This is a genomic window from Pseudomonas sp. E1MeOHC2 (genome assembly GCF_058745025.1).
Window position 1 is genome coordinate 897528 of the sequence record NZ_CP196675.1, and the last position, 14637, is coordinate 912164.

General features: G+C 60.8%; 12 protein-coding genes. 6 read left to right on the forward strand and 6 right to left on the reverse strand.

All coding sequences use genetic code 11. The features are described 5' to 3' along the window. The first annotated feature begins 19 nt into the window (after positions 1-19). A complete protein-coding gene (locus ACSSU5_RS04010; RefSeq protein WP_264312060.1) occupies positions 20-400 on the forward strand; it encodes a hypothetical protein in 381 nt (126 codons plus the stop codon). Here the strand turns inward: ACSSU5_RS04010 and ACSSU5_RS04015 are convergent, their stop codons facing one another. The 4 genes from ACSSU5_RS04015 to ACSSU5_RS04030 form a co-directional block, all read right to left on the reverse strand. Then, a complete protein-coding gene (locus ACSSU5_RS04015; RefSeq protein ID WP_492560646.1) occupies positions 401-1237 on the reverse strand; it encodes a CvfB family protein in 837 nt (278 codons plus the stop codon). A gap of 111 nt (positions 1238-1348) precedes the next feature. Continuing rightward, on the reverse strand, positions 1349-3796 hold the full coding sequence (locus ACSSU5_RS04020; RefSeq protein ID WP_492560647.1) for a TonB-dependent siderophore receptor: 2448 nt from the start codon (positions 3794-3796) through the stop codon (positions 1349-1351). Between the two features lie 96 nt (positions 3797-3892). Further along, positions 3893-4834: a FecR domain-containing protein gene (locus ACSSU5_RS04025; RefSeq protein WP_492560648.1), complete on the reverse strand. Its 942-nt coding sequence runs from the start codon at positions 4832-4834 to the stop codon at positions 3893-3895. After that, positions 4831-5349 carry a sigma-70 family RNA polymerase sigma factor gene (locus tag ACSSU5_RS04030; protein ID WP_492560649.1) on the reverse strand — a complete coding sequence of 173 codons (519 nt, stop codon included), beginning with the start codon at positions 5347-5349 and terminating at the stop codon, positions 4831-4833. The genes ACSSU5_RS04025 and ACSSU5_RS04030 overlap by 4 nt, the downstream gene beginning before the upstream one ends. A 151-nt stretch (positions 5350-5500) precedes the next feature. On the opposite strand from ACSSU5_RS04030, the gene ACSSU5_RS04035 reads away from it, so the two are divergent. Further along, positions 5501-6361: a DUF6279 family lipoprotein gene (locus ACSSU5_RS04035; protein WP_492560650.1), complete on the forward strand. Its 861-nt coding sequence runs from the start codon at positions 5501-5503 to the stop codon at positions 6359-6361. Positions 6362-6384: 23 nt separating this feature from the next. On the opposite strand, the gene aceK is transcribed toward ACSSU5_RS04035, so the two are convergent. Further along, complete coding sequence (aceK, locus tag ACSSU5_RS04040) at positions 6385-8100, reverse strand: bifunctional isocitrate dehydrogenase kinase/phosphatase (RefSeq protein WP_492560651.1); 1716 nt, start codon at positions 8098-8100, stop codon at positions 6385-6387. Between the two features lie 137 nt (positions 8101-8237). Here aceK and ACSSU5_RS04045 point away from each other — a divergent pair, with 137 nt between their 5' ends. Together ACSSU5_RS04045 and ACSSU5_RS04050 are read left to right on the forward strand one after the other, a co-directional pair. Further along, entirely contained in the window at positions 8238-9113 is an 876-nt protein-coding gene (locus ACSSU5_RS04045; protein ID WP_264312056.1) for a DMT family transporter, read from the forward strand. Between the two features lie 13 nt (positions 9114-9126). Continuing rightward, on the forward strand, positions 9127-9585 hold the full coding sequence (locus ACSSU5_RS04050; protein ID WP_492560652.1) for a DUF4265 domain-containing protein: 459 nt from the start codon (positions 9127-9129) through the stop codon (positions 9583-9585). A 17-nt stretch (positions 9586-9602) separates the two neighbouring features. Here the strand turns inward: ACSSU5_RS04050 and ACSSU5_RS04055 are convergent, their stop codons facing one another. Then, positions 9603-10484 (reverse strand): DMT family transporter, encoded by an 882-nt coding sequence (locus tag ACSSU5_RS04055; RefSeq protein WP_264312054.1) that lies wholly within the window; start codon positions 10482-10484, stop codon positions 9603-9605. 460 nt (positions 10485-10944) lie between these two features. Between ACSSU5_RS04055 and pvdO the strand changes: the two genes are divergently transcribed. Both pvdO and ACSSU5_RS04065 read left to right on the forward strand, forming a co-directional pair. After that, positions 10945-11805 carry a dihydropyoverdine dehydrogenase gene (pvdO, locus tag ACSSU5_RS04060; RefSeq protein WP_264312053.1) on the forward strand — a complete coding sequence of 287 codons (861 nt, stop codon included), beginning with the start codon at positions 10945-10947 and terminating at the stop codon, positions 11803-11805. Positions 11806-11931: 126 nt separating this feature from the next. After that, positions 11932-14397 (forward strand): TonB-dependent siderophore receptor, encoded by a 2466-nt coding sequence (locus ACSSU5_RS04065; protein ID WP_264312052.1) that lies wholly within the window; start codon positions 11932-11934, stop codon positions 14395-14397. Positions 14398-14637: the final 240 nt, after the last annotated feature.

A 14637-nucleotide genomic window follows, 5' to 3' on the forward strand; every position in this document is an offset into this window, starting at 1 on the left:
TCAACCCGCAGGAACCTGCATGAAACTCGACAAACCCGCCGCCATCGCCCGGCGCAACGAAGCACTGGCCCGGCCTGTACTGACCAGCAGCAACACCCTGTTCGCCATCCTCGACCCCAAACGCAACCTGTGGTGGTTCGAGGTGCCGGTCGCGCTGTTGGGCAAAGGCCAGCCCGACTGGGTCAACCTGCTGCTGCATACCCCAGAGACCGATGAGCTGCAGCACCTGAAAGTGCCAACCAACTTCCTCAAAGCTCACCTGGAGCAAATGGAAGTGCGCAAACCCGGCAAGCGCCGCTCGACCATCAGCCTGGCCCTGAGCGCAGACCGCGACTCGCTGCTGCGCGACACCCGCCCAGGCGGCGAGCAGCTGGACTTCCGCACTTTCGTGCAGGCCTGATCAGACCCGCTCGATGCGATCGTCATGGATGACGATGCGGCCTTGCTTGAACAACGCGCCAATGGCCTTCTTGAAGTTGCCCTTGCTGACGTTGAACAGCTTGCTGATCACTGCCGGGTCGCTCTTGTCGCACACCGGCAGCAAACCGCCTTCGGCGTCCAGGCGCGCCATGATCTGCTCCTGCAGGCTGTCCGCCAGGGCCGCGCCAACCGGTTGCAGGCTCAGGGCGATTTTGCCGTCGTGGCGAATTTCCTTGATGAAGCCCTTCTCGTGCATCCCTGAACGCAAGAACTTGAACACCTCGTTCTTGTGGATCAGGCCCCAGTGGCGGTTGTTGATGATCGCCTTGAAGCCCATCGGCGTCTCGCCAGCCACCAGCAGTTCGACCGGTTGGCCGACCTGGTAATCGGCCGGGGTGCGGTCCAGGTAACGATCCAGGCGCGCCGTCGCGGTGATGCGGCGGGTACGCTTGTCGAGGTAGGCATGCACCACGCAGTAGTCGCCGATCTTCAACGGCTGCAACTCTTCCGAATAAGGCATCAGCAAGTCTTTGGGCAGGCCCCAGTCCAGGAAAATGCCGGCGCCATTGATGTCCTTGACCTTGAGGCTGGCGAACTCACCGACCTGCACCTTGGGCTTTTCGGTGGTGGCAATCAGCTGGTCTTCGCTGTCCAGGTAGATGAACACGTTCAACCAATCGTCCACCTCGGTCTCGGCGTTCTTCGGGATGTAGCGCCCGGGCAGCAGGATCTCGCCATCGGCGCCGCCGTCCAGGTAGAGGCCGAATTCCACGTGTTTAACGATTTGCAAACTGTTGTAACGCCCAAGCAGAGCCATTTCTGATGATCCTCAAGACAAGGGGGCTATTCTCCGGATAGACAACCCATGGTGTCAAAGCTTCCGGACGGTTGCCCCCTTTATACCTCTATCAGGCGCCGAGGTCAGAGGTCAGAAATCGTAGCGCAGATTGACCGATGCGTTCCGCGGATCACCGTAATGGCCCACACTGCCTCCGATGCCTGAGTAGTATTTCTCGTCAAACAGGTTGTTCACATTCACGGTGGTCGCGAGTGTTGGAGTGATTTGATAGCGCGCCATCAGGCTGACCACCGTGTAATCGCCCTGGCTAATCTTGCTGTTATAGGGTTGCGGATAATAAAGGGAGATCCCGGAGTTCCACGTCACACCGCCCCCTACCGTCAACCTGTCCCAGTCACCTGTAAGTCGGTAGGTATTCCACAGACGCAAGGAGTCCATCGGCAACTGCGTCAGCAATCGATCACCCTCCGGGTTTTCGGTGCGCGAGTAGCTGTAACTGGCTTGGGCATTCCAATTCGGCAGTATTTCACCGCTGATTTCCAGGTCGATACCTTGGGTCTCTCCGGTTTCAGCTTTGTATGCGGCTTGAGAGGCACTACCCGCTACTGTGCCGTCTCGCACTGCCAGGTTTTCTTTCTGGATCAAGTAAATGGCGGCATTGGCAGTGAGCCGTCCGCCAAAAAATTCGCCTTTCCAGCCCATTTCGTAGTTGCTGCCAATCTCGGGGTCCAACAACTTGCCATTGCGATCAACAGCCGTTTGGGGTTTGAAGATGTCGGTGTAGCTAGCGTAAAGGGTTTGTTCTGGCGTGATGTCATAGGTGATACCGGCATAGGGTGTGACCTCGCCATGCTTCTTCATGGAGGAAGTACGCCCCCAGTCACCGTTGACCGCACCGTAGAAATAGTCATAGTCGTAGTCGGAAGCGCGCGCGCCGAGGATGATGTTCAGGTTATCCATGACATTCAGGCGCACGGCGGCATAGCTGCCACGCTGACGCGTTTCGATGCTGAAAATGTCCTCCGGCGCCCCACGTCTTACAGGCCGCTCTATGACATTGCCCCACGTGAAGAAATTAACGGTGGGGTAGTGGGTCTCGTAGCCATCCATGTGGTTGTTGTAGTTTTGAAAGTTATAGCCAACGATGAGCTGATGCGTTCGCCCCCCCAGCTGGAACGGGCCATCCAGCGTCACATCCACACCTGTCTGGTTTTGCCGCGTGATCGCTCGATAGGTACTGAGCCTCATTTCGCCCGTCTCTTGGTTCAGATAAGCACTGTTGGTTGATGACAACCCGGAGCCGGAGTAGTTGTCGCGCTCCGTGTCCTGGTAGTTGGCCGCCACTTTGAATGCCCAATCGTTAGCGAGCGCACGCTCCAGGTTGACGAAGTAATTCTTGATCTCGTAGTTGTCGAACATCCAGCGCGCGCCGCTACTGGTCGAACGGGAAAAGTGGGTAGGCCTGCCATTGGTAAACAACAGCGGCACTTCGGGTGAGCCCTGATTTTTCAGCACGTGATAATCCACACCGAAACGCAACAGGGTTACATCGCTGAGGTCGGTTTCAAGCACACCGTACAGCGTATCTTTGTCCTCTTTGTACCAATCCCTGAAGCTGTCGCTTTCCTCATGGGCCGCCACGAAACGTCCGCGCAGTGTTCCACCCTCTGTCAACGGACCCGCAACATCCACTTCGCTACGGTAGGTATCCCAAGAGCCAACGCTTTGCTGCACATGCGCCTGAAACTCACGGGTGGGACGTTTACGGATCAGGTTGACTACACCGCTGGGGCTACCTGCCCCCGTCATCAGTCCCGTGGCGCCTCGTACAACCTCGATATGGTCGTATATGACGGTGTCCAGCAATGTGCTGGGCATGGTGCGGGTTTCGTTAACCTGAGTGGTCGTGACACCGTCTACCTGATAGGTATCGATTGCCGAACCACGCGAATAGATGTTGTAACGCCGCCCGCCATCCTGGGTCATGGTCACACCCGGTGTCTGGTTCAATACGCTGGTGATACTGTTGAGCTGCTGGTCCTCTATGCGTTGGCGAGTAATAACGCTAATCGTCTGGGGCGTCTCTCGAATCGAAAGATTCATCTTCGTCGCCGTACTGGTCGCCCCCGTCGTGTAGGACCCCGTCCCCTCCGTGGTAGCGCCCAATCCCATCGCATTGATGCTGGTCGCACCCAGTTCCAGTGCTCCGTCTGAAGCGCGTGGCAACAGCAGGTAATTGCCATTGCTGGCGGTCATTACCTGCAAGTCACTCCCCGCCAGCAACCGGGCAAATCCTTGCTCGACGCTGAACGCACCCTGCAAACCTGGACTCTGTTTGCCCTGTGTCAGTTCGGCCTCGAACGACAGCACCACCCCGGCATCGCTGGCGAATCGACTTAGCACCGCGCCCAGTGGCCCGCCTGCAATCGAGTAGCTGCGTGTAGCCTCTGCGGCACGGGCTTGCCCAGCGGGGCCCAGCGGCTGAACCACCCAAGCTTGTATCAGCAGCGCCGCGCTAAACATGGCAATAACTAGAGGTTTTCTGGGATAGGCGTGGTGGGTATCGCGGCGCAGCATAGAGAGCTCCTTCAAATGCCTGTCGTGGCGGTTTGCAGGAGGGGTCGAGCGAGACGAGAAAACCGACAATGCAAACGAGAAATATTTATCAAAAAATCAGCCCAGAGACCGCACCCGTACCCAGAAACGCGTGCGCGTCTCAATGCGCACAGGTAACGCCTGGGCAATCGCTTCAAGCGCTCGCGAGGTATCGTCCAAGGGGAAAGCCCCCGAAACACGTAACTGAGCCACGTCCTTCGCACAGTCGATGAAGCCAGGGCGATAGCGTTGCAATTCGTCCAATACCCGGCCCAGCGGCCAGTTGTCGATCACCAGGCGGCCATTGACCCATTCGGCTCGGTTGGGGTCGAGCGGCTGTGCAGGCGGCAGCGGGCCTGAACCGAAGCGCAGGCACATGCCCGCCTCCACCCGTAGCGGCTCGGCGCCTGCCCGATTGCGCACGGCCACCGCATGTTCGAACACCTCCAGCTCGGTCTGCCCATCCCGTTGCTGCACGGCAAAGCGGGTGCCCAGCGCGCGCATTTCGCCCTGCTGGCTGCGCACGCGGAGCGGACGGGGGTCCTTGGCCGTCGTCACCATGATCTGGCCGGCACGCAGGATGATCAGGCGTTGCTGGTGGTCATAACGGATGTCCACGGCACTGTCAGTGTTGAGCGTGAGCTGGGTGCCATCGTCCAGCAGCACTTCACGCCGCTCACCGGTGGCGGTACGTACGTCGGCCAGCCACAGGGGCGATTGCCGGTAGCCCGTCCAGGCCAGCCCGGACACACCCAGCCCCACTACCAGGCCCTTGAGCACCGCACGCCGCCCTGGCAACACCGGCCCCACCGCCAAGGTGCGCTGGGCGACCGCTGCAGGCATTTTGCGCAGTTCGGTATGAAACGCTTCGAGGCGTTGCCAGGCCCACTGATGGATAGCATCGTCCTGGTGCCATTGCTGCCAATGCCGGTACGTCGCAGGGTAATCCACCCCGGCACTCAAGCGTGCGTGCCACTGCGCCGCGTCACGCAGCGCCTGGCGCTGGCGGGTCGCGTTCACAACTCGGCATCCAGCGCGAACAGCAGGCACTGCTCGGTGGCCTTGGCTATGTATTTGGTCACCGAACTGACAGAAACGCCCAAACGCACGGCGATTTCGGCATAGCTCAAGCCTTCGAGATGAGAAAGGAACAGGGCCTGGCGAACCTTGTGGTTGAGCCCGTCCAGCATGGCATCGAGCTGCAACAAGGTTTCCAGCAGAACCACCCGTTCTTCCGGGGATGCCGCCAGCAGCTCCGGTTCAAGCGCCAAGGCTTGCAGATACGCCTGCTCCAACGAGCGGCGACGCAAGTGGTCGACCATCACCCGCTTGGCGACTGTTGCCAGAAAATGACGTGGTTCACGAAGCGGGTGGGCAACGGTGCTCGCGATCAGGCGCACGAAGGTGTCATGGGTCAGGTCCGCCGCCCGTTCCCGGTCACCCAGGCGCCGGCGCAACCAGCCTTGCAACCAGCCGCTGTGGTCGCGATACAGGCAATGCATGTCATCGTGCCGTGCAGGCGGGACCTTATACACCCAATCATCCTTGTAAAGATGCAGATAAGAATTAGTCGCAATAATAGTGGCATTGCCGATGGAAGGAAACACTGACTTGTGAAGCCATGCAGCGGAACCGTCCGGCTAACCTTACGTCTACCGACTGGCCAGCCACAGCAAGGATCAGCACATGCCCTCACGCCTGTTCAAGCCCCTGCTCCTCTGCGTCGCGTTCGCCCTGGCCTTGGTGGCGTGCAGCCGCATCGACCTGGCCTACCGCAACCTCGACCGCCTGGTGCCGTGGTCGCTGGGCGACTACCTGGACATGAACCGCGACCAGAAAGTACTGCTCGACGAGCGCCTCAAGCAGCACCTGGCCTGGCATTGCAAAACCCAGCTGCCCAGCTACCTCGACTGGCTGGACCGGGTGCGGACCATGGTCGCCGAGGACCAGGTCACCGACCAGGCGTTGCGGCAACGCACCCGCGAAGCGCGCGAGGCGATTGGTCGGGTCGCCGAAGAAATCACCCCTTCCGCCACCGAATTGCTACGCGGCATGAGCGACGCCCAAGTGGCAGAAATGCGCGAGGCGTTTCGCGACGATATCAGCGAACGGCAGAAGCAGTATGTCGATACACCGTTGCCCAAGCAGATTGCCCGCCGCGCCGAGCGCATGGAAAAACGCCTCACGCCCTGGCTGGGTGAGCTCAATGCGGCGCAACGGCTGCGCGTGATGACCTGGTCACAGGCGCTGGGTGACCAGAACCGCCAGTGGATCAGCAACCGTGCCCACTGGCAGCAACAGCTGGTGTTAGCGATGAACCAGCGCAGCGATGCCAGCTTCGAACCGCGCCTGGCGCAGTTGCTGCAGCGCAAGGAGAGCCTGTGGACGCCGGAGTACCGCATCGCGTATCAGAACAGCGAGCAACAGGCGCGCAGGTTGCTGGTGGACCTGATGCAGTTGAGCACGCCGGAGCAGCGCCAACTGCTGCAGGCGCGGTTGAGCAAGGTGCGCACCGATTTCAGTGAGTTGAAGTGCCTGAAGGGCTGAATGCCGGGGGGTACTGCGCGGGGTCACCGCCCCTTGCGCCGATACGGGAACACATCAATCACCTTCCCGTCGCGGATCGTTGCCTGCACACCTTTCCAGTAATCCGCGTCATACAACTCCCCATGCAAGCGGCTGAACAAACGCCGCTGGCCCATATCGGCAAACAGAAACGGCGGAAACTCTTCAGGGAACACGTCGTGCGGCCCGATCGAGTACCACGGCTCGCCCGACATTTCGTCTTCCGGGTAGCGCGGCGGTGGTATGTGGCGGAAGTTCACCTCGGTCAGGTAGCAGATTTCGTCGTAGTCATAGAACACCACCCGGCCATGACGGGTGACACCGAAGTTTTTCAGCAACATGTCGCCGGGGAAAATGTTCGCCGCCGCCAGTTGCTTGATGGCCAGGCCGTAATCCTCCAGCGCTTCGAGCACCTGGCCTTCACTGGCATGCTCCAGATACAAGTTGAGAGGTGTCATGCGCCGCTCGGTCCAGCAGTGGCGGATCAGCACCGTGTCGCCTTCCAGGGCGACCGTGGACGGCGCCACCTCCAGCAACTCGGCCAGGCACTCCGGCTCGAACTTGCTGCGCGGAAAACGAAAATCGGCGAACTCCTGGGTATCGGCCATGCGCCCTACCCGGTCCACGCTTTTTACCAGGCGGTATTTGTCGATCACCGTGGCGCGGTCGACGGTCTTCGAGGGTGAGAACCGGTCCTTGATGATCTTGAACACGGTATTGAAACCCGGCAGCGTGAACACGCTCATGACCATCCCGCGCACCCCCGGCGCCATGATGAAGCGGTCGTCGCTGCTGGCCAGGTGGTTGATCAACGCCCGGTAAAACTCCGACTTGCCATGCTTGTAGAAACCGATCGAGGTGTACAACTCGGCAATGTGCTTGCCCGGCAGAATGCGCTTGAGGAAGTTGACGAATTCCGCCGGCACCGGCACATCGACCATGAAATAGGAACGGGTGAAGGAGAAGATGATCGACACCTCGGCCTCGTCGGTGATCAGTGCATCGGCCTCGATGCCATGGTCCTCGCGGTGCAGCAAGGGGATCACCAGCGGCCACTGCTCGTCGGGGGTGTACAGGCGGCCGACCAGGTAGGCGCCCTTGTTGCGGTACAACACCGGCGAAAACAGCTCGACCGACAGGGCCGGGTCCTTGCACACCCAGTTCGGCAGGCATTCGCGCAGTTGTTCTTCCAGGCGCGTCAGGTCGCCCTCAAGGTCGCCATAGGGCACATCGAATCGGTAGTCGGCGAAGATCGCCCGCAGCAGGCCCTTAAGCCCCTCTTCAAGCGGGTAGGTGCGGGTTTGCGCGGCGCGCTCGTGGCTGCGCATGGACGGCCGAGTGGTGTGGATGAACATGCAGCCGTCGCTGATCTGGTCATGGCTGAACAGGCTGCAGAACAGCGAGTTGTACCAAGTCTCGGACAGCTCGTCGTCGAGCCGTGGGTCGATCAGGCGGATGTAGGCGCTCTTGACCAGTGGCCACTGCTCCACGTCCAGCAGCACCTCATCGGCAAAGCTTTGCCGGAGCCGGCCGTTGGCCTCGGCCACCTTTTCTTCGTAGAGGTTGATGCGCGCCGCGGCTGCGCGCTGGATGTCCTGCCAGCGCGCCTGCTCGAAGCGCTCACGGGCGCCAAGGGTGATGCGCCGAAAGTGTTCACGGTAGTCATCGAAGCCATCGAGGATCATCTGGGCGATTTCGCTGGCAGGCCAGTGCTGGGACATGCAGGGCATCTCGGTGCAGGGTGAGAGCTACAGCTTAGCCGGTCCAGCGCCCGCCTAGATTCACACCGCAAGAAAGCACAAGAAACCCACTCCCCCCTGGCGTAAACTCGCGCCCTGCCCAGAACCCGGAGACCGTTGTGACCCCCATTGCCCTAGCCCGCCTGCTGACCCTTGCCGCTGTCTGGGGGGCGAGCTTCCTGTTCATGCGCATCATCGCCCCGGAACTTGGCACCGTGCCGACCGCGTTCTTCCGTGTGTCGATCGCCTGCCTGGGCCTGGTCGCCATCCTCGCTGTTGCCCGAGTACGCTGGGACTTCCAGGGCAAACTCGGCGCCTGCCTGGTGTTGGGCATGATCAACTCGGGCATCCCGGCGACCTTCTACTCCGTGGCGGCACAAGTACTGCCAGCCGGCTACTCGGCGATCTTCAACGCCACCACACCGCTGATGGGTGTACTGATCGGCGTGCTGTTCTTCCGCGAACCGATGACCCTACCCAAGCTCAGCGGCATCTTCCTTGGCCTGTTCGGCGTCGGCATCCTCAGCGGCGCCGGCCCCGTTGCACTGGACATGGCCCTGCTGCAAGGCGCCCTCGCCTGCCTGGCGGCCACTACCTGTTATGGTTTCGCCGGTTTCCTCGCCCGCCGCTGGGTCAGCGGCCTGGACAGCCGCCTCTCGGCCCTGGGCAGCATGCTCGGCGCCACGCTGTTGCTGACCCCGCTGTTCACCTGGAGCGCGCTGACCCAGCCACCTGCCAGCTGGGGCGGTTGGCAGGTATGGCTGTCGCTGCTGGGGCTGGGCCTGCTGTGCACCGCATTCGCTTACATCCTGTACTTCCGTCTGCTCGAAGAAATCGGCCCGGTCAAGGCCAGTACCGTGACCTTCCTGATCCCGGTATTTGGCGTATTGTGGGGTGCGTGGTTGCTGGATGAGCCGCTGTCGATGGCGCACCTCTACGGCGGGCTGCTGATTGGCGCCGCACTGTGGCTGGTGCTGCGCCCGGCACGCACATGAAGCGGAGCACACGATGAACGCAGCATACAAAAAGGTGTTGTTCCGCCTGGAACAGGGTGCGGACGGTTACCCGCCCGCCTCGGTCGAGGGCCTGTGGGCCAAGGCAGTAGAAGGCGGTTACGAGGTCGACAGCATTCCGTTTTATGTTTACGGCATTGCGCCGGGAGACGTCATTGGCACGCGCGATGAAGCCGGCGAAACCTGGTTCGACGCCTTGCGCATCAGCGGCGGCCGCTCGGTGTTCCGGGTCATCGTCAAACCACCGGAAACCCTCGACCAAGTGCACGCGGCCCTGCAGGATTTTGGCTGCAATTGCGAAGCCGAACAGGCGGTGAAGATGCTCGCTGTCGAAGTCCCCTCGCAACGCGCGCTCGACACCTTGCTCTATTACCTGCTGACCCAGCGCGAAGCCGACCTGCTGGACTTCGAGGAAGGCGTGCTGCGGCACACCATCCCCGAAGAGTTTCGCTAGATAAGCCCCGCTAAGGCTTACGCCTCAGCCAACCGTGCAGCCGGCTTGCGGAACACGAACAGCAAGCCCACCACGATCAGCCCCATCCCCAGCAGGCTCAGCGGTGCCAAACGGTTACCGAAGATCAGGAAGTCCATCACCGCGGTCACCGCTGGCACCAGGTAAAACAGGCTGGTGACATTGACCAGATTGCCCTTGGCGATCAGCCGATACAGCAGCAGGGTCGCAAGCAGCGACACCACCAGCCCCATCCACAACAGCGCACCGACAAAACCACCGGTCCACTGCACCTGCAGCGGCTGCAAGGGTGCGAACAGCGCGCACAGGGCAAACCCGGCCAGGTACTGCAGCGGCAAGGTGCCCATGGGGTTGTCGGTGATGCGCTTTTGCAGGATGGAGCCAAAGGTCATGCTACCCAGCGCCAGCAGCGCAAACAGCATGCCGACCAGGGATACCCCACCCAGGTTGATGCTTTGATAGACCACCATCACCAGGCCGGCAAGGCCCAGCCCCAGGCCGAACAGCCGGCTCCAGGAACGCTGACGCTCCATCAGTACCACGGTGAGGATCGGTTGCACCCCCATCACCGTGGCCATGACGCCGGGGGTGACGTGGGTATTGAGCGCCAGCAGATAGAAGATCTGGTAGGCCCCCAGCAACACGCAGCCGGTGCCCAGCGCGCGCAAAATCGCCCCACGGCTGCGCGGCCAGCGCAGGCCCAGCAACGGGCCGATCATCAACAAGCCAGCGAGTGCCAGCGCCGAGCGTAACAACAGAAAAGCGAACGGGCTGGCGTGCGCCAGGCCCAGTTTGGAGACGATTGCCCCGCTGCTCCACAGCAGGACGAACAGGCTGGTGGTGGCCGCCGAGGCCACGGATGCTTTGCAAATGACAGACATGTATTGCCACCTTTCGGGCGAATGAGCCGAACGGAGGGCGTGAGCTTCAGCGAGGGAAGTAGCCGACCGTGTTCAGTAGGTTGCGCGTGCGGTGAGAAGCGGCCAAAAGCCGATCAGCCCAGCACGACCACGCAAAGAGGCGGAGCTACGCCGCCTACAACGCCACTGACAGGTGGGGGGTAGTGACTGATCATGGCCGGCTGCTGGCTACCACGCACGACCGTGCCCGCGACTGGCGCGATGGCAAAGCATGGGGTGGAAGTGATGGCTGGCATGAACAGGTCTTCAGGAAGAGATCAATGGCCAGGACTATAGCCCGGCGTTTTCCGGCTGGCAACTACATGCTCCTACAGTGATTGGCGTACACCTGAGTCATCAGGGGCCGCTGGTTAATTATTCACCGCCCCGGCTCGTCTGAATGCGTAACGCCGCACGCATTCACCCGCTCCGAGGACCACTCATGAACGCAAAAACCTGGCTCTACCGACCAGCCCAGATCACCTGCCTGCTGCTCGTCAGCGCCTACGCCCATGCGGCCAAGCCAGGTGACGTTTTCCAGGACTGCAAGGACTGCCCAGAGATGGTAGTACTGCCTGCCGGCAGCTACGTGATGGGCGCACCCGACGACGAAGCCGGCCGCCAGCCCGACGAAGGCCCGCTGCATACCGTGACCTTCGCCAAGCCTTTCGCCATGAGCCGCTACCAGGTCACCGCCGGCGAGCTGGACGCCTACATCAAGGCCACCGGCACCGTCATCAAGAGCGGCGACGACCGCCCCGGCCGCTGGTGCGAAGCCAGCAAACCCACCTACAAACAGACAGCCCGCCAGCCTGCGGTCTGCGTCGACTATGACGAAGTTCAGGCCTACACCGAGTGGCTGGCAAAAAAAACCGGCAAACCGTACCGCATGGTCAGCGAGGCCGAACGTGAATATGCCGCCCGCGGCGGTTCCACCGGCCCGTTCCCCTTCCCGTTCGACGAGCCCGGCAAGTACGAGATCAGTAAGCACGCCAACACCTACGGCCCGCGGGATGGCTACACCTTCACCGCCCCCGTGGGCAGCTACCCGGCCAATGCCTTTGGCATGTACGACATGCACGGCAACGTCTACGAGTGGGTCGCCGACTGCTACCACGAAAGCTACGAAGGCGCCCCCAGCGACGGCAGCGCCTGGATCCAGGACCCTAAGTGCATCCGTGCGCACATGCGCGGCAACGACTGGGGTGAGCCACCGATCTTCTCGCGCTCGGCCAACCGCAACGACCGCCTCAAGACCACCCGTGGCGACTTCCTCGGCTTTCGCGTAGCACGCGAGCTCTGAACAGTGTGACGCGGTTAACAGCACCTGTGAAAAAACAGTCAATAAGAATCGTTCCGGTTTTTCACAGGTGCTGCGTCACATACAGCACATAGATAAAAACCCCTTCTGCCAACGAGAACGCAACAGATGTCCATGCCATTGCCCAGTGCGCTCAACCCGCTCGCCAAAGCCTTACTGATTCGTCACTCCCTTCGCCCCCAGCGTGCGCTGTCACGCATCGGCCTGGGCCTGGCGCTGTCCACCGCGCTGGTTGCCCAGGTACAGGCCCAGGAATGGACCCTGGATATTCCGGCGCAGTCCATGAACGCGGCGCTGCAGGCGCTGGCCCAGCAGACGGATACCCAACTGCTGTACAGCCCGGAAGACATCAGCGGGCTGCGCTCTTCTGCGCTCAAGGGGCGGCATGATTTGCAATCGTCACTGCGCACCTTGCTGCAAGGGACGGGGCTGCGTTATCAGATTGATGGCAATACAGTCACTGTGACCGCTGCTGCGAACGGCGAAGGCCAGATGGAACTGTCGCCAACCAGCGTAAATAGCCACGCGCTTGGAGCAACCACAGAGGGCACCGGCTCCTACACCACGGGGGTCACCAACACTGCCACCAAGATGAACCTGTCGCTTCGCGAAACCCCGCAGTCGATCAGCGTCATCACCCGCCAGCGCATGGATGACCAACAGCTTCACAGCATGACCGATGTGCTCACCCAGACCCCTGGCATCACGATGTCCCAGGATGGCGGCGAGCGTTTCAACATCTATTCCCGCGGCAGCCAGATCAACACCTACCAGATCGATGGTGTCACCACCACCCAGGAAAACCAGACCCGCACCTTGCCCAGCACTTTTTTCGACACGGCGCTTTATGACCGGATTGAAGTGGTCAGGGGTGCGACCGGTTTGATGACCGGTGCCGGCGACCCCAGTGGGGTGGTCAACATCATTCACAAACGCCCCACCCGCCATTTTCAGTCTTATGTACAGGCCGGGGTAGGCTCATGGGACTACAACCGCCTGGAAGCGGACGTGTCCGGGCCGCTGACTGATAGCGGCAATGTGCGTGGCCGCTTCGTTGCAGCCAAGCAAGACAACAACTCTTTCATGGACTGGTACAGCCAGCGCAAGGACATTGTCTACGGTGTGGTCGAAGCCGATGTCACCGATACCACCCTGGTGCGTTTCGGCGTCGACTATCAAAAGTACAAGGCCAACGGCGCCCCAGGTGTACCGTTGATGTACAGCAACGGCCAACAAACCCACTTTTCTCGCTCCACCAGTTCGGGGGCGCGCTGGGCGTTCGATGACTACGAGACGCTGAACTACACCCTCAATTTCGAGCAGAAGCTGGCCAACGACTGGGAGTTCAAGGTCGCAGCCAACTACATGGATGTGGACCGGGATTTTGCCGATGCCACCTATGAAACCGCCAGTGGCTCCTCGTCGCTGGACCCAGTGACTCTGGAGGCATCTGCCGACATTGGCAAGGCGCATGCCGAACAAGTCCAGAAAGGCGTGGATGTCACCCTGCAAGGCCCCTTCGAGCTGCTCGGCCAAACGCATGATCTGATCTTCGGCTGGAACTGGAACGAGTACAACAACGACCACTTTTCCGCGCTGGGCTCAGGGTCGAACTCCTTCAATTTCGGCAGCTGGGACAATTACATGGAGAAGCCCGACAGCTACATTCCGCTGCTGGACTTCAACATCAACTCTCGGCAGAGCGGCTACTTCGCCGCAACACGTCTTAACTTCACCGACCAGCTTCACCTGATCCTCGGCGCCCGGGGGACTAACTACAGCTACAACTACTACTCAAAAGTACTCACCATCGCCCGCCCACCGACCGACTATCACATTGGCGAAACCGGTGTGGTTACCCCGTATGCAGGGCTTGTCTACGACCTCACGCCTGAACAGTCGGTTTACGTCAGCTACACCGACATCTTCAAGCCCCAGTCCGCGCGCGACATCGAAGGCAAGGTACTGGACCCCGTGCTGGGCAAGAACTATGAGATGGGCTGGAAAGGTGAGTTCTTCGACAGCCGCTTGAATGCCAGCGCAGCAGTCTACTGGATCGAAAGGGACAACCTGGCAGAGCGTACTGGCCAGACCATCCCCGATAGCACCAATGGCGAAGAGGCCTATAAAGCTGTCAACGGGGCGAAAACCAGAGGTGTTGACCTTGAGCTTTCTGGTGAAATCCTGCCAGGCTGGAATGTGCAGACCGGCTACAGCTACTCCAGGACCGAGAACGGCGACGGCGATCGCATGCTGACGCAACTGCCGATGGATTCCCTGCGTTTCTGGACCACGTACCGCCTGCCCGGTGAGTTCGACAAACTGACCGTCGGGGGTGGCCTTAACTGGAACTCTGGCACTTCACTGTACTTCTCGTCGTACAAGACCCGAGCGACCCAAGATGACTACTACGTCGCCAGCCTGATGGCGCGCTACCAGATCACCGATCATCTCTCGACAACCCTGAACCTCAACAACCTCTTCGATGAGAAATACTATGCAGGCTTTGCGGGCAACTACGGCCACTACGGCGCTCCGCGCAACGCTCAGATGAACCTGCGTTACGACTTCTGATCCCCCCCTTGGCCCCTGGCGAAAAACGCCAGGGGCCTCCCCTCGTACAGCATTCGCATCACCTCCCCCCCCCCCCCGCGTTAACGCCCCAGCGTAAGCTACAAACATCCTCATCACACCGCTCGGCAGCCGCATGTGCCATGCCCTGTGCAAACGCATGACCCAACCCAAATGCCGCCTAAAAAAAAAGCCCTGCGGTATCAGCCTGGACGACTGACACCGCAGGGCGGCACAAGCAGT

What these genes read in the sequence shown, in the direction of transcription:
- ACSSU5_RS04010 (WP_264312060.1), top strand. Translation starts at nt 20, where the DNA reads ATGAAACTCGACAAACCCGCCGCCATCGCCCGGCGCAACGAAGCACTG.
- ACSSU5_RS04015 (WP_492560646.1), bottom strand. Translation starts at nt 1,237, where the DNA reads ATGGCTCTGCTTGGGCGTTACAACAGTTTGCAAATCGTTAAACACGTG.
- ACSSU5_RS04020 (WP_492560647.1), bottom strand. Translation starts at nt 3,796, where the DNA reads ATGCTGCGCCGCGATACCCACCACGCCTATCCCAGAAAACCTCTAGTT.
- ACSSU5_RS04035 (WP_492560650.1), top strand. Translation starts at nt 5,501, where the DNA reads ATGCCCTCACGCCTGTTCAAGCCCCTGCTCCTCTGCGTCGCGTTCGCC.
- aceK (WP_492560651.1), bottom strand. Translation starts at nt 8,100, where the DNA reads ATGTCCCAGCACTGGCCTGCCAGCGAAATCGCCCAGATGATCCTCGAT.
- ACSSU5_RS04050 (WP_492560652.1), top strand. Translation starts at nt 9,127, where the DNA reads ATGAACGCAGCATACAAAAAGGTGTTGTTCCGCCTGGAACAGGGTGCG.
- ACSSU5_RS04055 (WP_264312054.1), bottom strand. Translation starts at nt 10,484, where the DNA reads ATGTCTGTCATTTGCAAAGCATCCGTGGCCTCGGCGGCCACCACCAGC.
- pvdO (WP_264312053.1), top strand. Translation starts at nt 10,945, where the DNA reads ATGAACGCAAAAACCTGGCTCTACCGACCAGCCCAGATCACCTGCCTG.
- ACSSU5_RS04065 (WP_264312052.1), top strand. Translation starts at nt 11,932, where the DNA reads ATGTCCATGCCATTGCCCAGTGCGCTCAACCCGCTCGCCAAAGCCTTA.